At 70.8% G+C, this 933-nt stretch carries 2 pseudogenes; one reads left to right on the top strand and one right to left on the bottom strand.

The annotated features are described in order from the left end of the window. Nucleotides 1–139: 139 nt before the first annotated feature. A pseudogene (locus tag I73_RS34175) lies at nt 140–346 on the bottom strand (hypothetical protein); the annotation flags it as partial. Between the two features lie 57 nt (nt 347–403). Between I73_RS34175 and I73_RS29525 the strand changes: the two are divergent. Then, a pseudogene (locus I73_RS29525) lies at nt 404–933 on the top strand (PAS domain-containing sensor histidine kinase); the annotation flags it as partial.

The raw sequence follows: 933 nt of genomic DNA, 5'->3' as shown, positions 1-933 counted from the left end.
CCGAGAAGTCTCGTGGCATGAGATCGCGGTGCCTCTCGAAGCACGGCGGTCGGCCCGGGCCGTGACTGCAGCCCGAAGAAGGTGCGCTTCTCTTGCTCGAAATGCAGCCATTCATCGCCCCCCTCCAAGGGGACGGACCTCAGGGACAACTGCCAATGACGTAGTAGTTCGCCCCCGTCTGCTTCAGCGTGGTGGTGACGAAGACGTTCCACAGGCCCATGGCCTGGTTGGAGCCGTTGGCATAGGCGTAGCCGCCGCTCTGGTGGGCCCGGCCGGCCGTGGTGTGGGCGTAGTTGCTGGCGGTGAAGCAGGTGGTGGCCCCGGTGGTGGTGGCGCTGACCGCTGCGTAGATTTACGGAGGAGGGCGCCTGCCACCGCCCATCTGCCAAGATGCGGGGTGACCATGTCCGCCACCGTGTCTTCGGCCCCTGTTCCTGCCGTGTCCCGCCTGCGCCGCTGGGGGCGTTGGGGCCTGCTGCTGGTGCTGGCGGCCGTGCCGGTGTGGTGGGCCGGATGGTGGGCCGAGCGGCACGAGACGGACCAGCGCCTGGCCGCCCTGCATTCCGCGCAGGAGCTGCATGCCCTGGGCCTGCGCGGCGTGATCGGCAAGTACAGCTACCTGCCGGCCGTGGTGGGCCGGCAGCCGGCCGTGCGGGCCCTGCTGGCCGCGCCGGACGATGCCGGGCTGCGCGCGCGGGTGAACGAGGATCTGGCCGAGATCGGCCGCCGTGCCGATGCGCTGGCCGTCTATGTGATGGACCCGGCCGGCAATGCGCTGGCGGCCAGCAACGCCGGCACGCCGGAGAGTTTCGTCGGCCGCAACTACGCCCGCCGGCCCTATTTCACCCAGGCCCTGCAGGGCGGCACCGCGCTGTTCTACGGCGTGGGCCTGACCACCGGCCACCCCGGCCTGTTCGTGGCCGAGGCCATCCG

It is taken from the genome of Ideonella sp. B508-1 (assembly GCF_000333615.1).
Lineage (GTDB): Bacteria > Pseudomonadota > Gammaproteobacteria > Burkholderiales > Burkholderiaceae_C > Ideonella.
This window is presented reverse-complemented; position numbering and strand designations above follow the sequence as displayed.